The sequence below is a fragment of the Bariatricus sp. TF06-38A genome, from assembly GCF_027690675.1.
GTDB classification, from domain to species: Bacteria; Bacillota; Clostridia; order Lachnospirales; family Lachnospiraceae; genus Allocoprococcus; species Allocoprococcus comes.
Genome location: NZ_JAQFCE010000002.1, coordinates 156,755 through 176,879 on the forward strand (window position 1 = coordinate 156,755; position 20,125 = coordinate 176,879).

Sequence of the window (20,125 nt, forward strand, 5' to 3'; positions counted from 1 at the left end):
ATGTATAAATATTTTTGCTTAAACCCGATTTCTCCTGTTGGACTGGAGAAATTCAGTGATGACTATGTACTTGCCGGTGAGATGGCAGGAGCAGATGCGGTACTTGTAAGAAGTGCCGGAATGCATGAACTGGAATTTGATAAAGATTTAAAAGCGATTGCCCGTGCCGGAGCCGGTGTAAATAATATTCCACTGGACAAATGTGCGGAACAGGGAATCGTTGTATTTAATACACCAGGGGCAAATGCTAATGGTGTAAAAGAGCTGGTGATCGCCGGTATGCTGCTTGCATCCAGAGATATCCTTGGCGGTATCAACTGGGTACAGGAGAACGAAGAGGATGGCAATATTGCCAAAGATGCAGAAAAAGCGAAAAAAGCATTTGCAGGCTGTGAGATCCAGGGAAAGAAGCTTGGTGTGATCGGTCTTGGTGCAATCGGTGTCCTGGTTGCGAATGCGGCTACGCATCTTGGGATGGAAGTGTATGGCTATGATCCATATGTTTCTGTAGATTCTGCATGGAGACTTTCAAGAAGTATCCATCACACTAAGAATGTAGATGAGATCTACAAGGAGTGTGATTATATCACAATCCATGTACCGGCACTGGAAGATACAAAGGGTATGATCAATAAGAATGCCATCAGTCTGATGAAAGAGGGCGTTGTGATCCTGAACTTTGCAAGAGATGTACTGGTGAACAGTGAAGACATTGTGGATGCACTTGTTAGTGGAAAAGTCGGACGCTATGTAACTGACTTTCCGACACCGGAGATCGCAGGAGTGAAGCATGCGATTGTTATTCCGCATCTGGGAGCGTCAACTGCTGAATCAGAAGACAATTGTGCAAAGATGGCAGTAGAAGAGCTGAAAGATTTCCTGGAAAATGGAAATATCCATAATTCTGTCAACTTCCCGGCATGCGATATGGGGGTAAGGGATAAGACAAGAATTACGATTCTGCACAGGAATATTCCGAACATGATCGGTCAGTTTACTGCGCTTCTGGCAAAGGATAATGTCAATATCGATGATATGACGAATAAGAGCCGTGGCAGCTATGCATATACGATGATCGATGTGGATAATGATGTGGCAGAAGACGTGATAAAAGGTCTGGAAATGATCGAGGGTGTTCTGAAAGTCAGAGTAATTGCATAAAAAATGACAGAGGGTGCGTTTGGAAAAGCGCATCCTTTTTTGTTAAAAAAATAAGAATCCTGTTAAAAAAATAAGAATCCTGTTAAATGATTAATTACTGCCATTTCGGTAGCATTTCAAAAAAAAGTGTGTTACACTCGCAATAGATTGTGGCGGACTGTTATTGCAAGGAAAGAAGATACAAAGAGTATCAATATGTCATATACAGGGAGGTATTTAATATGGCAATAACAATCGGCATAAACGGATTTGGACGTATTGGAAGAGTTGCATTCCGCATTGCCATCAATCAGCCGGAAAAATTTAAAATTTGTGGGATCAATGTGAGAAACGCAGATCTGGATTATATGATTTATATGATCCGTTACGATTCGATCTTTGGACGTTTCCAGGGAAGTCTGGAAAAATATGAGGATGGAATTGTTGTAAATGGCGAGAAGATCCGAGTGTATTCAGAAAATGATGCTGCTGACATTCCGTGGGGAGAGTGTGGAGCAGAATACATTATAGATGCGACAGGTGCTTACTGTACGACAGAAAAAGCAATGGCACATATCCGGGGTGGAGCAAAGAAAGTGATCATCTCTGCACCGGCTAAAGATCAGGACACACCGACATTTGTAATGGGCGTGAATCATGAACTTTATCAGTCATCTATGCAGGTCGTTTCAAATGCATCTTGCACAACAAACTGTCTTGCACCGATCTGTAAGGTTTTGGAGGATAATTATGGAATAGAGTATGGTCTGATGTCTACCATCCATTCAGCTACAGCAAAACAGAAGGTAGTTGACTGCCGTTCGCTGAAAGACTGGCGTACAGGTCGTGCTGTATTCGGAAATCTGATCCCATCTTCAACAGGAGCTGCAAAAGCAATCTCACTTGTTATTCCGGCGTTAAAGGACCGTATGAATGGAATTTCTTATCGTGTACCGACTTCAGATGTATCCATTGTGGATCTGAATGTCGCGTTGAAGACAGAAGCCACTTATGAAGATATCTGTAAGAAAATGAAGGAAGCTTCCGAAACAACTCTTAAGGAGATTCTGGATTATGTGGATGATGAAGTTGTTTCTTCCGATTTTATCGGAGATAATCACGCATCCTCTTTTGATGCAAGGGAAGGAATCCAGGTAAACGGTCATTTTTTCAAACTGATCAGTTTTTATGATAATGAATGGGGATATACCAGTCAGATCTTCCGCATGATTTCGCATATGTACCAGGTGGACCATGGTGTAAAATAAAACAGATTGTAAATGAAAAAGTAAAACGTATATCAACAGTAACAGTCAGAAGCCATGAAAGAAAGAGTATCACGTGAACAAGAAGAAACGTGATACTCTTTTTGTTACATAGGAACATTCATTCTGATTTGGTATTCAAAATTTTTCAAAATGTTTTTTCAAAGGCAGAAAATATCGTCTTTTTTATAACGATACTTGCGTATTTTGAAAAATATGGTATGATAAAGGACAAAAGTAGCACTTTACAGTGTGAAAATGTAACGCAGGAGGAAGAGATAATGGCATACGAGATTACAGGACATACAGTCCTTACCGGATTACTGGGGAGTCCGGTAGCACACAGCATTTCCCCAATGATGCATAATGAGGCATTTCGCCAGCTGGAGCTGGATTACGCATATTTGGCATTTGATGTTGGAACAGATAACTTAAAGACAGCAGTAGATGGTCTGAAAGTCATGGGAGTCAGAGGATTCAACCTGACTATGCCTGACAAGAATCTGATGTGCTCACTGGTTGATAAACTTTCACCGGCATCTGAGATCGGTGGGGCGGTCAACACTGTTGTAAATGATAACGGTGTCCTGACAGGTTATACGACAGACGGAATTGGATTCATGCGTGCAGTCAGTGAGACAGGCGTTGATATCATTGGCAAGAAAATGACACTTCTTGGAGCGGGTGGAGCCGCAGCAGCGATTCTGATCCAGGCAGCACTTGACAAAGTAGCAGAGATTTCGGTATTCAACATCCGTGATGAATTCTTCACACGTGCGGAGAAGACAATCGAGAAACTTCATGAGAAGACAGACTGCAAGATCAACCTCTATGACTTCTCTGACCCGGAAGTCCTCAAAAAGGAGATCGCAGAAAGTGCAATTCTGGTAAACGGAACTTCTATCGGTATGGCACCGAAGACAGACAGATGTATCATCACAGATGACAGTGTGTTCAGAAAAGATCTGTTTGTATTTGATGTAATCTACAATCCGGAAGAGACGTTATTTCTGAAGAAAGCAAAAGCAGCAGGATGTCGGACACTGAACGGTCTGAATATGCTGTTATATCAGGGTGCTGCATCATTTGAACTCTGGACAGGAAAAGAAATGCCGGTTGATATTATCAAAGAAAAATATTTCTCACGTTAATATGCTGAAAATGATTGACAAAGCCTATTGATTCGTGTAACATAAGCTATAGATTTTAAAAATTACATATTCTACTATCAAAATACAATGAAAAGAAGTAGTAAATATAATAAGACGTCACAGAGAGTCCTTTATCGGTGGAAGAAGGATACCGAAGATTATATTGAATTCCTCTTGGAGTAGGATACTGAATGCATTCTTTTGAAGAATTGTTAATAGGTATTTCCGGTAGCAGCCGTTATCTGCAAGGGTATAACCGTTATGAACGACGTACCTGACGAGGCAGTTGTCGTGAGACAATTGTAAAATGAGGTGGAACCACGAAGTATATAATACTCTCGTCCTCTGTTTTTACAGAAGACGGGGGTTTTTTGTTTCATAGGAAATTCCGAAGGAACTTCTAAAAGACATATTCGATGATTAGTAGAGAGAAGAGAAAGGGAAAAAGATTATGATTATCGTATTAAAACCAAGAACAAGTGATGAAAACGTAAAACGAGTTGAGAATATGGTCCGTGCAAAGGGACTGGAAGTACATACTGTAAAAGGTGAGGATCTTACAATTATCGGCTGTATCGGCGATACGGTCCGTGTGGATCCAAAGCTTTTCGAAGTAGACTCTTCTGTTGAGAAAGTTATGCATGTACAGGAACCTTATAAACTTGTAAACCGTGCATTCCATCCGGACGATACCATCGTAGATGTATCTGGTGTCAAAGTTGGTGGCGGACATCTGGCACTGATCGCCGGACCTTGTTCTGTGGAGTCAGAAGAGCAGGTGATCGAGATCGCAAAGGCTGTTAAGGCATCCGGTGCAAATATGCTCCGTGGTGGTGCATTCAAGCCGAGAACAAGCCCATATTCATTCCAGGGACTGGGCCTTGAAGGTCTGGAAATCTTATGTGCAGCAAGAGAAGAGACAGGGCTTCCGATCGTAACAGAGCTGATGTCACCGGAATATCTGGAAATCTTCGATGAAAAGGTAGACCTGATCCAGATTGGTGCACGTAACATGCAGAACTATGACCTGTTAAAACAGCTCGGACAGACAAAGAGACCGATCCTTTTGAAGAGAGGACTTAATGCAACTTACGAAGAATGGATGATGTCAGCAGAATACATTATGGCATCTGGAAATCCAAATGTTATCCTCTGCGAAAGAGGAATCCGTACCTTCGAGACTTATACCAGAAATACACTGGATCTTCAGTCTATTCCGGTAGTAAGAAAACTCAGCCATCTTCCGGTAGTTGTAGACCCGAGCCACGCAGGAGGAAAATGGTGGCTGGTTGATCCGATGGCAAAAGCATCAGTTGCAGCAGGAGCGGACGGGCTGATCATCGAAGTACATAACAGTCCGGAAACGGCACTTTGTGACGGAGCACAGTCGCTGAAACCGGAAAAATATGATACACTGTTAAAAGAGATTACCGGAATCGCAAAAGCAGTCGGTAAAGAAATGTAAAAAACAGCAGCCTGGGAGGAACAAAACGATGAAAATGACGGTAGATTTAAAGGAACACAGCTATCCGATCTATATTGAAAGAGGAATTCTGAAAGAAGCGGCAGAAAGAATAGCGGAAGTATATCAGGGATCAAAGATCATGATCATTTCCGATGACAGAGTTTATTCTTATTACGGAGAAGCGCTTAAGAAAAATCTTTCTGAAAAATATGAGTGTGCGGAAACCGTGATTCCACATGGAGAACCGTCAAAAGCATTCGAAACCCTTCCGGGGGTATACAGTTCTCTTCTGGAAGCAAAGATTTCCAGAACAGACCTGATCGTTGCACTTGGCGGTGGAGTGGTAGGAGACCTTGCCGGATTTGTGGCAGCGACCTTTCTTAGAGGAATCAAGTTCGTACAGATTCCAACTTCCATTCTTGCACAGGTAGATTCTTCTGTTGGTGGAAAAGTTGCAGTCGATCTTCCACAGGGTAAGAACCTGGTAGGTGCTTTTTATCAGCCGAAGATGGTACTGATCGATCCGGATGTGCTGGAAACCTTGCCGGAGCGTTATGTGACGGATGGCATGGGGGAGGTTATCAAATACGGATGCATCAAAGACCGCAAGCTTTTTGAGCTTCTGGAAAAATGCGGATGCTATGAGAATCTGAAAGAGCATTTAACTGATGTGATCGCAACCTGTGTCGATATCAAACGCCGCGTTGTGGAAGAAGACGAGTTTGATACCGGAGAGAGGATTCTCCTGAACTTCGGACATACCCTTGCCCACACCATTGAGCAGCACTTCCACTATGAAAGAGAAAGCCACGGTGAAGCCGTAGCCATCGGAATGTACCAGATCACAAAGATTGCTGAAGAGAAAGGACTCACCAAAAAAGGCGAAGCCGAGCACATCCGTAAAGTCCTGGAAGCTTATAAACTTCCGGTAAAAGCCGATGTCCCACTCCCACAGCTTACCGAAGCAATCAAGCTGGATAAAAAAACACTGAATAATAAATTAAAAGTCGTCCTTCTCCATGAAATCGGAGATTCCTATACATACCCGACCGGACAGGAATTCTTTGATGGGGATAGGACAGTATAAGTAAATACGATAAATAAGAATGCCGTAAAACCATGAAAGATATTGGTTTTACGGCATTTTAGTTAATTTCTGCGCATATGCCATAATAGCTTGACACCATATATGACACCATTCATAATAAAAGGAGAGATAAATAATGTCAAAATGGGATAAACTGATAATGCAGATATGTAATTTATCAAAAGACATCCGGTTTGATGAACTGCGGAAAGTGTTGGAAAGCTATGGTGATGAAATGAATTCGCCCAAGGGAGGAAGCAGTCATTATACATTCAGAAAGTGTGGCTGTATGCCAGTTACAATACCAAAGCATGAACCGATCAAAAAAGTATATGTAGAAATGGTAAGACAGATAGTAGAAAGTGAGACGAGGAAAGATGAAAACGCTGAATGAATATATGAAAATGCCTTATCGAATGGAAATTGTAGAGGATGAAGAGGAAGGTGGATTTGTAGTTTCATATCCAGATTTGCCAGGGTGTATTACCTGTGGCGAGACAATAGAAAGTGCAGTGCAAAATGCATTAGATGCAAAAAGAATTTGGATTGAAGCAGCATTAGAAGAAAGAATTGAGATATATGAACCAGACAGCTTGGAAAATTATTCTGGACAGTTCAAATTAAGGATTCCAAGAAGTCTCCATAGATCTCTAGCAGAACACTCTCAAAAAGAAGGAATTAGTATGAATCAATACTGTATATATCTTCTTACAAAAAATGATGCAGTATTTTCAAAATAATATGATATAAAAAAGAGCTTGTTGTTTGCCGGAAAAGTAAAAATATACTAACAAACAGCCGCAAGAGAACCATAAAACAGGACAGATTCCATTTTTGTGCAATGGAGATGAGACTCAAAAATCGTGGAAGCCATTGCTGAACACGATTTTCGCTTTCAGAGGCTCATCGGAATGGTTTGCACAAAGGAAGCTGTCCTGTTTTATGGTTCTTTTGCGGCGTCTGTTCGCTAATATATCCTTACTATCCCGCCAACAAAATTTATCTCATATTTCTCTTCGCAAGCAAATCATGAATCTTATCCGTCGGATTCATAACCGCACTAATAGATGTAGAATGATTCATCGAATCAATGATCAGTGCAAGGAACTTACTCATATCTGCTTCAATGAAATACGGTTTATCATGAAGCTGAGGAGGCAGATAGGTCAGATTAGTTGTGATCAGTCTGTCCAGATAGCCCTTTTCATAATATTCATCGAACTTGTCAAGACCTTCTGTGAAGAGACCAAAAGTAGTACATACAAATACACGCTCAGCACCGCGGTCTTTTAACTGCCTGGTAACATCCAGCATACTTTCACCGGAAGAAATCATGTCATCGATGATGATAACGGTCTTTCCATGTACATCGTCACCTAAGAATTCATGTGCAACGATCGGATTTTTACCATTTACGATGGTAGAATAATCACGGCGTTTGTAGAACATACCCATATCAACACCGAGTACGTTGGAGAAGTATACGGCTCTTTGCATTGCACCTTCATCCGGGCTGATGATCATCAGATGGTCTTTGTCTGCTTTCAGATCCGGTTCTGCTTTAAACAGAGCTTTGATGAACTGATACAGAGGGTTGAAGCTGTCGAAACCATTGAGTGGGATCGCATTCTGTACACGCGGATCATGTGCGTCAAATGTAAGAATGTTAGATACACCCATTGCGGTTAATTCTTCCAGAGCCATTGCACAGTCTAGAGATTCGCGTTTGGTTCTCTTGTGCTGGCGGCTTTCGTAAAGGAATGGCATAATTACATTTACACGGTGTGCCTTTCCTGTAGAAGCGGAGATGATACGCTTCAGATCCTGATAGTGATCATCCGGTGACATATGATTGATATGTCCGTTTACTGTGTATGTCAGGCTGTAGTTGCAGACATCCACCATAATAAAGAGATCTTTTCCGCGGATACTTTCGCCAAACATTCCCTTTGCTTCCCCCGAACCAAAACGTGGGCAACTGTTCTTTGCAAGATAAGAATCTGCTTCATAAGATGAATAGATTGCAGGATCCAGAAAATCATGCAGAGAATTTTTGCGGAACGATACGATGTACTGATCCACTTTTTCTGCCAGATCCTTGCAGCTTTCCAGGGCAGCAATTTTAAGTGGTGCTGTCGGAAGAGCTTTTTCCATAAGTTCGATATTTGTCATGAGTGCCTCCTTATAATAAGCGTTTTAAGTGCTTTTTATCTAATCTTACTTATCTTTTATACCATTATTTAAAAGCAATGACAAGAAAGAGGCGTTAAAAAATTGCATTTTTTGAAGAAATCTAGTATGATATAGAAGCAGAATTCCGAATAAATATCAGGAGGAAGAAAATATGAGTAAACCAGTTGTTGCCATTGTAGGGCGGCCGAACGTTGGAAAGTCGACGCTTTTTAATGCACTGGCAGGAGAAAAGATAGCAATCGTTAAAGATACGCCGGGTGTTACCCGCGACAGAATTTATGCAGAAGTGAATTGGCTCGATAAAGAATTTACGTTGATCGATACCGGTGGAATCGAGCCGGACAGCCGTGATGTGATCCTCTCCCAGATGAGAGAGCAGGCACAGATCGCCATTGACACTGCAGATGTGATCCTGTTTATGACAGATGTAAAGCAGGGACTTGTAGATTCCGATTCAAAAGTGGCAGATATGCTCCGCCGCTCCCACAAGCCAGTCATCCTTGTTGTCAATAAAGTGGACAATTTTAACAAGATGATGCCGGATGTGTATGAATTTTATAATCTGGGAATCGGAGATCCGGTTCCGATCTCAGCATCGGAACGAATTGGAATCGGAGATATGCTGGATAAGGTTCTGGCACATTTTCCGGAAGGGGCAGGCCAGGAAGAGGAAGATGACCGTCCGAGAGTTGCAATCGTTGGGAAGCCGAACGTTGGGAAGTCTTCGATCATCAACCGTCTGATCGGAAAAGACCGTGTGATCGTATCCGATATTGCCGGAACTACAAGAGATGCCATTGACACGGAAGTAGTGCACAATGGAACAGAGTATGTATTCATTGATACAGCAGGACTTCGCCGTAAGAATAAGATCAAAGAGGAACTGGAGCGCTACAGTATTATCCGTACAGTTACGGCAGTAGAAAGAGCGGATGTGGTCCTGGTTGTGATCGATGCGGCAGAAGGAGTAACCGAGCAGGATGCCAAGATCGCAGGAATCGCACATGAGCGTGGAAAAGGTGTCATCATCGTTGTAAATAAATGGGATGCCATTGAAAAGAACGATAAGACCACGAGGGAATATGAGCATCAGATCAGGATGGTGCTGTCTTTCCTGCCTTACGCAGAGATCATGTATGTGTCTGCACTGACAGGCCAGAGACTTCCGAAGCTCTTTGACATGATCGACACCGTTATTGAGAACCAGACACTCCGTGTGGCTACGGGTGTCCTTAACGAGATCATGACCGAAGCTGTTGCAATGCAGCAGCCACCGTCAGATAAGGGAAAACGGCTGAAACTTTACTATATTACCCAGGTAGCGGTCAAACCGCCGACATTTGTCATCTTTGTAAATGATAAAGAACTGATGCATTTCTCTTATACGAGATATCTGGAGAATAAGATCCGTGAAGCGTTTGGCTTCCGTGGAACGTCTCTTAAATTCTTTATCAGGGAGAGAAAGGAGAAGGACAAATAAGATGGAACGTCTTGTATGTTTGCTGATCGGCTATATATTTGGTCTGTTTCAGACCGGCTATTTCTATGGAAAAACTCAGGGGGTAGATATCCGCAAGATGGGAAGCGGAAATGCAGGTTCTACCAATGCACTTCGCACCATGGGAATCAAAGCCGGAATGATCACCCTGCTAGGTGACTGCTTCAAATGCGTGATCGCAGTTCTGGTGGTCCGCGGAATTTACGGACAGTCTCACGCAGATATTTTACCGCTCCTTTCGCTGTATACAGGTTTTGGGGCAGTGCTCGGACATAATTTTCCATTCTATCTGAAGTTCAAGGGCGGAAAGGGAATTGCAGTTACGGCAGGTATGATCTTATCTACAGATATTCGGATTGCGGCAGTATGTTTGATCGTGTTTATCGTAATTGTTGCCGTGACACGTTATGTATCACTGGGATCGCTGGTGATTTCCGTACTGTTCCTTGTCGGACTCGTTGTTGACGGACAGATGGGAATGTTTGGAATGGCGCAGAAGTATCTGTTTGAAATGTATGGAATCGGAGCACTTTTTGTCCTCTCTGCATTTATCCGTCACCGTGCGAATATCGGACGTCTGAGAAATGGTACAGAGAGCAAGATCAGTTTTTCAAAAAAGAAAAATAAGAGGTAATAATTTATGGCAGAAATCGGAGTTATCGGTTCAGGAAGCTGGGGAACGGCTCTGGCCCTGGTACTGAATAAAAACGGACATCATGTAACCATCTGGTCTTATTTAAAAGAAGAAGCAGATGAGATCAGAGAAAAGCGGGAAAATCCAAGTAAGCTTCCGGGCGTTCATATTCCGGAGGAGATCGAGATCACAACAGATCTGCAGGGAAGTGTGGAAGGAAAAGATGTGGTCGTTCTTGCAGTTCCGTCTATGGCAACCAGAGCTACGGCGAAGAAAATGTGCCCGTATGTAAAGGAAGAGCAAATTCTGGTCAATGTGGCAAAAGGAATTGAAGAGGGTACTTTAAAGACACTTTCTGAGCAGATTGAAGAAGAGATTCCGCAGGCAAATGTAGCTGTTCTTTCTGGTCCAAGTCACGCAGAAGAAGTAAGCCGCGAACTTCCGACAACGGTTGTAGTCGGAGCAGAGACAGAAGAAACCGCCATTTATCTGCAGAAAATTTTCATGAATGATGTATTCCGTGTCTACACAAGCCCGGATATTAAAGGAATTGAGCTTGGTGGTTCTCTGAAAAATGTAATTGCACTTGCAGCCGGAGTTGCAGATGGACTAGGATACGGGGATAACACCAAAGCTGCACTGATCACCAGAGGAATTGCGGAGATCACAAGACTTGGTGTAAAGATGGGCGGAAAGCTGGAATCCTTTACCGGACTTACCGGAATCGGTGATCTGATCGTCACCTGTGCAAGTAAGCACAGTCGTAACCGTAAGGCAGGTGTTCTGATCGGTGAGGGAATGACGATGGAAGAAGCGATGGCTGAGGTCAAGATGGTAGTTGAGGGTGTGTATTCAGCAAAAGCGGCAAGAGAGCTGGCTGAAAAATATGAGGTATCCATGCCGATCGTGGAAAAGGTCAATCAGGTACTTTTTGAAGGCAAACCCGCAAAGGATGCGGTAAGTGAACTGATGATGCGTGACGGGCGCAGCGAATACAGTAACCTTCCGTGGGATTAAAGTTTCAAAGAAATTTCATAAAGTCTTAATGGAAAATCCTTCCGTATAGGCGTATAATGGCGTGTATACAGGAGGATTTTTTGTATGAAATTCGGAAAAAAAGAAAAAGAAACACAAGAGGAAGAAGTCGTTCGAGGCGAGATCCAGCGTGTGGTTCCGGACTACCGGGTAGGTCTTAATCCCGAGCAGATCCGGATAAGGGAAGAGAATGGCTGGACTAATGATGAGGTTGCTCCACCGGGACTTACGACAAAAGAGATTGTTCATAATAATATATTTACCTATTTCAACCTGATTTTTCTGATTCTGGCGATTCTGCTGTGCCTGGTAGGTTCTTTTCGAAATCTGACATTCCTGCCAGTCATCATCTGCAATACACTGATCGGGATCATTCAGGAGATCCGTTCCAAGAAAGTACTGGATAGGCTGACCATGCTGAATGCACCGCACGCGGAAGTAATCCGTGGAGGGGTATCGCTGAATCTGGAGGCGGATCAGCTGGTTGTGGACGACATTGTTGTATTTCGTGCAGGGAACCAGATCTGTGCAGATGCGGTTGTTGAGGCTGGAGAGGTTCAGGTCAATGAATCTTTACTTACCGGTGAATCTGATGAGATCACGAAAAAGCGTGGAGACCGTCTGATGTCAGGTAGTTTTGTGGTATCAGGAAGCTGTCATGCACGCCTGGACAAGGTTGGAGCGGATTCCTATATTTCACAGCTGACTCTGGAAGCAAAATCCATGCAGCAGGGGGAACAGTCGGAGATGATCCGTTCCCTGGATAAGCTGGTAAAAATGGTCGGAATCGCACTGATCCCGATAGGAATCATTTTGTTTGTGCAGAGTTATTTCTATAATCACGACAGCTTCCGGCAGAGTATTATCTCCATGGTTGCTGCAGTGATCGGCATGATCCCGGAAGGATTATATCTTCTTGCAAGCGTGGCACTTGCGGTAAGTGCAATGCGTCTTGCATCGAAAAAGGTATTGCTCCATGATATGAAGAGTATCGAGACTCTGGCGCGGGTAAATGTGCTTTGTGTTGACAAGACAGGTACGATCACAGAAGACAGTATGTGTGTCAGTGAAGTGGTGAAAGCCAAGGCCTATGACGAAGAAAAGATGCCGGATCTGAACCGGATGATCGGCGATTTTGTCAAAGGAATGGACGCGGATAACAGCACGATGCATGCGATGCAAGAACATTTTACAGAGCATTCAGATAAAGTGCCGGAAAAAGTGATTCCTTTTTCTTCCACGGTCAAATACAGCGGAGTAATTTTCAAAGATCAGGCATATGTTCTTGGTGCACCGGAATTTGTCCTGCGTGAGGATTATACAAAGTATCAGGGAAGAATAGAACAGTATACGTCCAGGGGGTTCCGTGTACTGGTATTTGGAAGCTATGATGGAGAGCCGGATGGTAAGCCGCTGACTGGAACGGTAACGCCGCTTGGTTATGTCCTCCTTCTCAATAAAGTCAGGGAAGAAGCGCCTGCGACTTTCAAATATTTTGCGGACCAGGGTGTTGCGATAAAAGTTATTTCGGGTGATAATCCGATCACCGTATCGGAGACTGCGAAGCAGGCCGGAATTGAAGGCGCAGAGAATTACGTGGATGCGGGAACATTAAAGACCGAAGAAGATATTGCCCTTGCGGTGAGCAAATATACGGTCTTCGGAAGGGTAATCCCGGAACAGAAAAGACAGTTTGTGCAGGCACTGAAAAAGCAGGGAATGACGGTCGCTATGACCGGTGATGGTGTTAATGATGTACTTGCCCTGAAGGATGCAGACTGTTCGGTGGCGATGGCATCAGGAAGCGATGCGGCGGTCCAGGCGTCCCAGGTGGTACTTCTGGAATCCGATTTTTCAAGGATGCCGGAGGTTGTTCTGGAAGGAAGAAGAGTTGTCAATAACATTCAGCGTTCAGCAAGTCTGTTCCTGGTGAAGAATATTTTTTCCTTCCTGCTTGCAATTTTCTCGGCAGTCTTTATGATTACCTATCCGCTGGAGCCATCCCAGGTATCGCTGATCAGCATGTATACGATCGGTATTCCGGCATTCTTCCTGGCACTGCAGCCGAACCGGGATATCATTAAGGGACACTTCCTGACCAATGTGTTCTTAAAGGCACTTCCGGCAGGACTTACGGATGTATTTGCGGTTGGTGCGCTGGTTGTATTTGGACAGACGTTCGGAGTTGCATCCAAAGATATTTCTACGGCGGCGACGATGCTGCTTGCAATTGTCGGATTCATGATCCTTTACCGGATCTGCCAGCCGATGAATGCACTGCGTATGATCGTCTGGATCGGATGCGTGATCGGACTGTTAGGATGCAGTATCTTCCTGCCACAGTTATTTGCGATTACGGGAATGTCCAGAAAATGCATTATGCTTTTTGTAATATTCTCTATTGCGACCGAGCCGGTACTTCGGTATCTGACGAAGCTGATCGAATGGCTGAGAAAGCAGTACATAAAATTTATCAAGAATCCAATCAAAGAATTTAAAGGAAAAGCTGCCGTTTAAGGCAGCTTTTCTTGGAAAATGAGTATTTTTAAAGAATAAGGATCAGATAATTCAGTCTGCAAATTTTGCATTCTGATCCACTTCTTCCGACTGGTTTACGATATGATTGGTCAATGCCTCATCATCCGTGGTAAACACAATATCCGGCAGAAGTTCAAAATAAAAATCCGTATATTTTTTCGCAAGAGCCTGGATACAGAAATTCTGTACAATCTTAAACCGGGTAATGGAAACCAGATCTTTGTCAAAGGTGATGTAAACACTGATCCAGAGCTTTCTTCCGGTACGGAGAATGTCATAGTAGAGTTTTTTGTAACCATAGGCATTTAGGACAGGTTCGATCGTTTCTTTAATTTCATCAACAGTCTCTTCCTCCGGCGGGATCAGGAACAGATCCCGAAGTCCGGTTATTACCGTCTTTATCGGCGTCGGCAGCATAAAGATGGACAGGGTGACGGTAATGATCTGGTCAAGATAAGGTGTTATGGGTCTGAACCATGGAAAAGGCAGCAGAACCGGAAGAAAGAAGGCAATTGCCATACCGAAAGAGGCAATACTGTCGATCTCCCAGCCTTCCATTTCCATTGTGATCAGTGGGGAATCCATCAGACGATTCTTATATTTGAGATAAATGGATACGGTAATTCCCAGAAAAAATGCAAATAATTCAAACCAGGCAATGGTATCAAAAGCGACTTTTCTGCCACCATGGATCATGATTTCGATATTGTTCAGGATCAGCCCGACGGTAACGCCAGTCATGGTAATGCCCTTGACAACGACAAACATAGATTCAATCTGCATATAACCGAACGGGTGCTTTTCATTGGATGGCTTGTAAAGTAGCGGAATCAGAAAAAGCGACGGCAGGAGCATGCAGAACTCGACTCCGTCATAGATTGCGTCCAGAAGAACTGCCTGGGAACTGGTGTAGATTGCCATGACGATCTCAACGATAACGAAAAACAGATTCCCGTACAGGGAGACAGACATGGCTTTTTTTTCTCTTTTTTGTGCTTTTCTTCCTACGTGCATAGGATACCTCCTTTTTTGACTGTAAGAAAATCCCGATAGGATTTTCTGATAAATGAAAGGCATTACGTGCCTGTAATACGCTTTTTTGTTACCATTTATCATACCCGATTTTGAAATTGATGGCAAGAAAGTAAAAGTGAACTGGCAGTATAGTTGTTCTAAACCGGGGAAAGCCCGCATACACTGTATCAGCAATCAAAGGGGGACAGTGTATGGATACATTTGATTTATACAAGGATATACAGTGCCGGACGAATGGAGAGATTTATCTGGGTGTGGTAGGACCGGTACGGAGTGGCAAATCAACCTTTATCAAGCGTTTTATGGATGTGCTGGTGCTGCCGAAAATGACCGATGAGCATGCAAAAGAGCGGACGGTGGATGAGCTTCCGCAGTCTGCGTCAGGGAAGAGCATCATGACAACGGAGCCGAAATTTGTGCCAAAAGAAGCTGCCAAAATCCAGCTCGCAAAGGATGTGAGTGTGCTGGTGCGTCTGATCGATTGTGTGGGTTATATGGTGGAGGGAGCCGCCGGTTACATGGAAAATGGAGCAGAACGTCTGGTGAAAACGCCGTGGAACGAAAAAGAAATTCCGTTTACAAAGGCGGCAGAAATCGGGACGAAAAAGGTAATCCATGACCACTCCACGATCGGGATTGTTGTGACGACAGACGGAAGTATCGGAGAGCTTCCCAGAAACAGCTACCGGGCGGCAGAAAAGAAAACGATCCAGGAGCTGAAAAGCATTGGCAAGCCGTTCGTGGTCTTGGTCAATACCCGGAAACCGTACAGCGCAGAGGCAAAAAACGTGGCAGAAGAAATCCAGAAAGAATATCAGGTAACGGCACTTCCGGTCAACTGTGAACAGCTCCGGGAAGAAGATATCCACCGGATCATGGAAAATGTGCTCTTTGCATTTCCGGTCACAGAAGTAAAATTTTTCCTTCCAAAATGGGTGGAAATACTTACAGCAGATCACAAGGTCCGGGAAGAACTGGTATCTTATGCAAGAGAAGTCATGGGCAGAATCGGAGAAATCCGGGATGCGATGGAGATCCGGAAGCCGGAGCAGAGTACCTACATAAATGCAGTAAATGTAACAGGTGTGTCCATGGATACCGGTGAGATCTCGGTTGAAATCAAGGTAGAAGATGGCTGTTATTATGAAATGTTAAGTGATCTGACCGGAACGCAGATCAGCGGGGAATATGATCTGATCCATACAGTGCGTAATCTTGCCATGCTCCAGAAAGAATATGAAAGTGTCAAAGATGCACTTGCTTCAGTTAAAATGAAAGGCTACGGTGTAGTCAGCGCGACAAGAGAAGAAATCCGGCTGGACGATCCAGTGGTAATCCGGCAGGGCAATAAATACGGAGTAAAGATCCGTTCGGAAGCACCTTCTATCCATATGATCCGAGCTAACATTGAGACCGAGATCGCACCGATCGTGGGGAGTGAGCAGCAGGCAAAGGATCTGGTAAATTATATCAACGAGGCGGCAAAGAGCCCGGATGGAGTCTGGGGAACCAATATTTTCGGAAAATCGATCGAAGAGCTGGTGATGGATGGCGTGCGAAACAAGATTGCCATGATCGGAGATGAGAGTCAGGCAAAACTGCAGGACACCATGCAGAAGATCGTCAATGACAGCAACGGAGGTATGGTTTGCATCATTATCTAAAATTTTTCTTAAATCAATTCGATTGGCGGCAGGAAACTTGCATGGCAATCCGAGAGTATGTTATACTAAAGTCTATACGTTAGGGGATACATTTTCATGGAATGAATGGTCATATAAGATACCATGAAATCTATACGTGAGGAGAAAAGAAAAGAGGGACATCTATGAAAGTAGCAATTGTATCAGCAGACACCATGATATACAGAAAACAGAAGGATGATACGTGTTCGCCAATCGTGCGAAGAGTGCTCGATCAGGTCAGCTTCAAGACGGAGCTTGTACAGCCGGTACCAAATGACAGGGAGGTTATCCGCAAGATCCTTGCGAAGATCGCGGATGCACAGATGGCAGATCTGATCCTTACGATCGGTGGAATCGGATGCAGAGAAGAGGACTGTGTTCCGGAAGCGACAAAGGCAGTGGTCGATAAGGAGATTCCGGGGATTGGAGAGTCGATGCGTCTTTTTATGACACGGACCAGAAAAAGGGCAATGCTGACGAGAGGAACAGCAGGTATCCGGGGTAAATCCCTGATCGTCAATCTTCCGGGAAGTCCGAAGATCATTAAAGAGTGTCTGGAATATGTTCTTCCGGAGATTGTTTATGCGACAGAGACGGCAGTCGGTGAACATGATGATGTTGAGGAGTAGGCAGACAGATGAGGGTGACGTATATCGGACACAGCGGATTTTCGGTGGAACTGGAATCCCATATTCTATTATTTGACTATTATGAAGGAACGATGCCGGAGTTTGATCCAGCGAAGAAGCTGTTGGTGTTTGCCAGTCATTCCCATCCGGATCATTTTAACAGAGAGATCCTGAAGCTTGCGGATGTGTATCCGGATGTGGAATATATTTTCCCGAAGGATATCAGAATTGCGAAAAAGGAGCAGCGTGAATCGGAACATTTCATGCGAAAAAGGGATGAGATTACTGTCGGGGATACAAAGGTAAAAAGTCTGCGCTCAACCGATGAAGGGGTTGCCTTTCTGGTAAGATGCGAAGACAGGATCATTTATCATGCAGGGGATCTGAACTGGTGGCACTGGGAAGAGGAAGATGATGCGTATAACCGGATGATGCGCGGCGATTATCAAAAGGAGATTGAAACGCTGACCGGTGAAAAGATCGATCTTGCATTTGTCGTGCTTGACCCGAGACAGGAAGAGCAGTTTTACTGGGGCTTTGACTGGTATATGCGGCATACGGATACGAAGATTGTATTTCCGATGCATATGTGGAAGCAGTACGAGGTGCAGGATCGGCTTATCGGAATGGAAGTATCAGAACCATACCGGGAGAAGATCATGCGGATTCGGGAAATGGGACAGGTATTTGAACTATAAGGAGACAATTTATGAAAGTCAGTATTTATACAGATGGAGCGGCAAGAGGTAATCCGGACGGACCGGGCGGTTATGGAGTCGTTCTGGAATATGTAGACCCGAAGGGAGAACTTCACGTTAAAGAGCTTTCCGGCGGCTATGTGCGGACAACCAATAACCGGATGGAGCTGATGGCTGTCATCCGGGGGCTGGAAGCGCTCAACAGACCTTGCGAGGTAGAGCTTTTTTCTGATTCCCAATATGTGGTCAATGCATTCAATCAGCACTGGATTGAGGGATGGATCAAAAAGGGCTGGAAACGTGGGAAGAATGAGCCGGTCAAGAATACCGACCTGTGGAAGCGTCTTCTGGAAGCGAAAAAGCCGCACCAGGTGAACTTCAATTGGGTAAAAGGGCATGATGGACACCCGCAGAATGAACGTTGTGATACTCTTGCGACAACGGCAGCAGACGGAAATGAGCTGCAGGTTGATCCGGGAGTGTAGAAGAAATCCTTTACACTGATAAAAAAATGTGATAAAGTATCTAAGGCAAGTAAGACAGACGTTCGCGGATGCAGGTGCCGAAAGGCCGCAGACGAGGAAAGTCCGGGCTTCACAGGGCAGGATGCCGGATAACGTCCGGTAGAGGTGACTCTAAGGATAGTGCAACAGAAATATACCGCCTGCAGATGCAGGTAAGGTTGGAAGGGCAGTGTAAGAGACTACCGCCTGGGTGGTAACACACAGGGCATATGTAAACCCCATCCGAAGCAAGACCGAAAAGAAGTGGTATGGCGGCCCGTCATGCTTCAGGTTGGTCGCTTGAGTCTGCTGGCAACAGCAGAACTGGATAGATGAACGTCCACGACATAACCCGGCTTATCGTTTTGCTTGCTTTTTTATTTTTAAAACAAATTTTGAAAAGAATCTGTATTCATATTCATGAAGGATATAGATTCTTTTTTTGTTGCGGTGTTCTTTAAAAAACTTTAGTTTTTATGATATCGTAGTATTGTGTGAATGATTTTTTGAGTGGAATGAAAAATAAAAAAACGTGATAATCCGTTTGACAATCGTTTGAAAAATATGGTAGTTTTAGAAGGATTAAAGTTATGTAGGAGTGTCAAATGAGGAATAATCGTTTTCAAAGTCGGGAAAGAGGAAATGTAGCATATTACCATCTTCCGGGCTTGTTTGAATTTTATGAACTGTACAGACTTTTTTTGCCGCTGTTTTATACACACAGGGAGTATTTCTATGACTGGTGTGAGATTGGTTCCATTTATGGAGCCCCGGAAGACTGCCTGTGGGGCGGAGGACGTGTGGAAGCAGGAGAAACTGAGCCGGAAGAAGTGCTTGCACTTATACAGAAGTACGGGATTTCTGCCCGTCTGACCTTTAGTAATTCTCTGCTCAGGAAAGAGCACCTTGCGGATCAGAGATGCAATATACTTTGTCAGTTATTTGAGAAAAGCACAGGTGTGAAAAACGGTGTGATCGTGCACTCAGAGTTGCTGGTGGATTATCTGAAAAAGAAGTATCCGGGGTTCTATCTGGTCTCATCTACCACGAAAGTGTTGACCGAATTTCAGGAGTGTCTGCGGGAAATCCAGAGAGAAGATTTTCAATATGTTGTGCCGGATTTCCGTCTGAATAAGATGTTGGATAAATGGAATACATTATCAGAAGGCCAGAAGGATAAAGTTGAATTCCTGTGTAATGAGTGTTGTTGGTTCGGCTGCAGGGACCGGAAAGCCTGTTATGAGGATGTGAGCCGGAAGAATCTCGGAGAAGATGGAGAGGAACACCGGTGTACTGCGCCAAATGCAAAGGAAGGCTATCGTTTTTCAAAAGCAATGACAAATCCGGGATTTATCAGTGTAGATGATATCAAAAATATCTATTTGCCGATGGGATTTACAAATTTTAAGATCGAAGGCAGAGGACTTGGAAGTGCGCTGATCCTGGAATTTCTGCTGTATTATATGACAAAGCCGGAATATCAGCTGCATGTAAGAGAGGAATTGTATCTGGATAATATGCTGGATTTGTTTTAAATCAAGGGAAAGATTTTTATGGACAAATACCAGA

General features: G+C 44.0%; 18 protein-coding genes, 1 other RNA gene and 1 other annotated feature. Of the genes, 17 read left to right on the top strand and 2 right to left on the bottom strand.

Annotated features, from left to right (window positions below):
- From PG418_RS02935 to PG418_RS02965, 7 genes are all read left to right on the top strand, one after another.
- Window positions 1-1,161, top strand: a complete 1,161-nt coding sequence (locus PG418_RS02935) for a phosphoglycerate dehydrogenase (RefSeq protein ID WP_498837033.1) — start codon at window positions 1-3, stop codon at window positions 1,159-1,161.
- 221 nt (window positions 1,162-1,382) lie between these two features.
- Window positions 1,383-2,408 (top strand): type I glyceraldehyde-3-phosphate dehydrogenase, encoded by a 1,026-nt coding sequence (gene gap, locus PG418_RS02940; RefSeq protein ID WP_498837034.1) that lies wholly within the window; start codon window positions 1,383-1,385, stop codon window positions 2,406-2,408.
- Window positions 2,409-2,686: 278 nt separating this feature from the next.
- Window positions 2,687-3,556 (top strand): shikimate dehydrogenase, encoded by an 870-nt coding sequence (locus PG418_RS02945; protein ID WP_008374948.1) that lies wholly within the window; start codon window positions 2,687-2,689, stop codon window positions 3,554-3,556.
- A 78-nt stretch (window positions 3,557-3,634) separates the two neighbouring features.
- Window positions 3,635-3,905: a binding site (T-box leader), on the top strand.
- Window positions 3,906-4,007: 102 nt separating this feature from the next.
- Window positions 4,008-5,021 carry a 3-deoxy-7-phosphoheptulonate synthase gene (gene aroF / locus PG418_RS02950; RefSeq protein WP_008374949.1) on the top strand — a complete coding sequence of 338 codons (1,014 nt, stop codon included), beginning with the start codon at window positions 4,008-4,010 and terminating at the stop codon, window positions 5,019-5,021.
- A gap of 28 nt (window positions 5,022-5,049) precedes the next feature.
- Window positions 5,050-6,108, top strand: coding sequence for a 3-dehydroquinate synthase (gene aroB, locus PG418_RS02955; RefSeq protein ID WP_498837035.1), 1,059 nt, complete (start codon window positions 5,050-5,052; stop codon window positions 6,106-6,108).
- A gap of 136 nt (window positions 6,109-6,244) precedes the next feature.
- On the top strand, window positions 6,245-6,502 hold the full coding sequence (locus PG418_RS02960) for a toxin HicA (protein ID WP_055155647.1): 258 nt from the start codon (window positions 6,245-6,247) through the stop codon (window positions 6,500-6,502).
- Entirely contained in the window at window positions 6,486-6,848 is a 363-nt protein-coding gene (locus tag PG418_RS02965) for a type II toxin-antitoxin system HicB family antitoxin (protein ID WP_055155646.1), read from the top strand. Before PG418_RS02960 ends, PG418_RS02965 begins: the two co-directional genes overlap by 17 nt.
- 259 nt (window positions 6,849-7,107) lie before the next feature.
- Here PG418_RS02965 and PG418_RS02970 read toward each other — a convergent pair whose 3' ends face one another.
- On the bottom strand, window positions 7,108-8,280 hold the full coding sequence (locus PG418_RS02970) for a ribose-phosphate pyrophosphokinase (RefSeq protein ID WP_008374954.1): 1,173 nt from the start codon (window positions 8,278-8,280) through the stop codon (window positions 7,108-7,110).
- 172 nt (window positions 8,281-8,452) lie between these two features.
- Between PG418_RS02970 and der the strand changes: the two genes are divergently transcribed.
- The 4 genes from der to PG418_RS02990 all read left to right on the top strand — a co-directional run bounded on the left by der (window position 8,453) and on the right by PG418_RS02990 (window position 13,985).
- Entirely contained in the window at window positions 8,453-9,781 is a 1,329-nt protein-coding gene (gene der / locus PG418_RS02975) for a ribosome biogenesis GTPase Der (protein ID WP_498837036.1), read from the top strand.
- Window position 9,782: 1 nt separating this feature from the next.
- Window positions 9,783-10,433, top strand: coding sequence for a glycerol-3-phosphate 1-O-acyltransferase PlsY (gene plsY, locus PG418_RS02980; protein WP_055155645.1), 651 nt, complete (start codon window positions 9,783-9,785; stop codon window positions 10,431-10,433).
- Window positions 10,434-10,439: 6 nt separating this feature from the next.
- Window positions 10,440-11,450: an NAD(P)H-dependent glycerol-3-phosphate dehydrogenase gene (locus PG418_RS02985; protein ID WP_173689841.1), complete on the top strand. Its 1,011-nt coding sequence runs from the start codon at window positions 10,440-10,442 to the stop codon at window positions 11,448-11,450.
- A gap of 84 nt (window positions 11,451-11,534) precedes the next feature.
- Complete coding sequence (locus tag PG418_RS02990) at window positions 11,535-13,985, top strand: cation-translocating P-type ATPase (RefSeq protein ID WP_349123048.1); 2,451 nt, start codon at window positions 11,535-11,537, stop codon at window positions 13,983-13,985.
- A gap of 51 nt (window positions 13,986-14,036) precedes the next feature.
- On the opposite strand, the gene PG418_RS02995 is transcribed toward PG418_RS02990, so the two are convergent.
- Window positions 14,037-15,020 (bottom strand): cation diffusion facilitator family transporter, encoded by a 984-nt coding sequence (locus PG418_RS02995; protein ID WP_055155642.1) that lies wholly within the window; start codon window positions 15,018-15,020, stop codon window positions 14,037-14,039.
- 212 nt (window positions 15,021-15,232) lie between these two features.
- Between PG418_RS02995 and spoIVA the strand changes: the two genes are divergently transcribed.
- From spoIVA to PG418_RS03025, 6 genes are all read left to right on the top strand, one after another.
- Window positions 15,233-16,705 carry a stage IV sporulation protein A gene (spoIVA, locus tag PG418_RS03000; RefSeq protein ID WP_498837037.1) on the top strand — a complete coding sequence of 491 codons (1,473 nt, stop codon included), beginning with the start codon at window positions 15,233-15,235 and terminating at the stop codon, window positions 16,703-16,705.
- A gap of 164 nt (window positions 16,706-16,869) precedes the next feature.
- Complete coding sequence (locus PG418_RS03005; RefSeq protein ID WP_117834041.1) at window positions 16,870-17,355, top strand: MogA/MoaB family molybdenum cofactor biosynthesis protein; 486 nt, start codon at window positions 16,870-16,872, stop codon at window positions 17,353-17,355.
- Between the two features lie 8 nt (window positions 17,356-17,363).
- On the top strand, window positions 17,364-18,053 hold the full coding sequence (locus tag PG418_RS03010; RefSeq protein ID WP_195255250.1) for an MBL fold metallo-hydrolase: 690 nt from the start codon (window positions 17,364-17,366) through the stop codon (window positions 18,051-18,053).
- An 11-nt stretch (window positions 18,054-18,064) separates the two neighbouring features.
- A complete protein-coding gene (gene rnhA, locus PG418_RS03015) occupies window positions 18,065-18,538 on the top strand; it encodes a ribonuclease HI (protein ID WP_117834045.1) in 474 nt (157 codons plus the stop codon).
- 46 nt (window positions 18,539-18,584) lie between these two features.
- Window positions 18,585-18,932, top strand: an RNA gene (gene rnpB / locus PG418_RS03020) — RNase P RNA component class A.
- A 229-nt stretch (window positions 18,933-19,161) separates the two neighbouring features.
- Window positions 19,162-20,091, top strand: coding sequence for a hypothetical protein (locus PG418_RS03025; protein ID WP_195250119.1), 930 nt, complete (start codon window positions 19,162-19,164; stop codon window positions 20,089-20,091).
- Window positions 20,092-20,125: the final 34 nt, after the last annotated feature.